The organism is Adlercreutzia sp. DFI.6.23, from assembly GCF_024462535.1.
Lineage (GTDB): Bacteria > Actinomycetota > Coriobacteriia > Coriobacteriales > Eggerthellaceae > Adlercreutzia > Adlercreutzia rubneri.
Map to the genome: position 1 here is coordinate 1 of NZ_JANGBP010000693.1, position 292 is coordinate 292.

The 292-nt window shown below is 66.1% G+C and carries 1 protein-coding gene; it reads right to left on the reverse strand.

What is annotated here, in order from left to right; translation table 11 throughout:
* Nucleotides 1-292 (reverse strand): molybdopterin dinucleotide binding domain-containing protein (locus NE591_RS15085; protein ID WP_305145283.1); only part of this gene is annotated, 292 nt, incomplete at both ends.

Genomic DNA, 292 nt, shown 5'->3' on the forward strand with positions numbered 1-292 from the left:
CGCGGCGCGAGGTAATCTTCACCCAGTCCAGATGCTCGATGCCGTATTCCGCCGCCGTCTCGGGGTTGATCTTCAGCTCGGGGGCGGGCATGACCTCGCGGATGAGGGGCGCGTGGCGCATGGTGCCGTGATGGAAGTGGGGCAAGCGTCCCGTGGTGATGACGAGCGGGTACTCCGGATCGTAGCCCGGCTGGCCCTCGACGGGGCTTTCCGTCGGTTCCTTGAAGGTGCGGATGGGGTCGTAGTCGTCGCAGGCCGGCTGGTCGAAGGGATACATGTAGGGGAAGCCGGT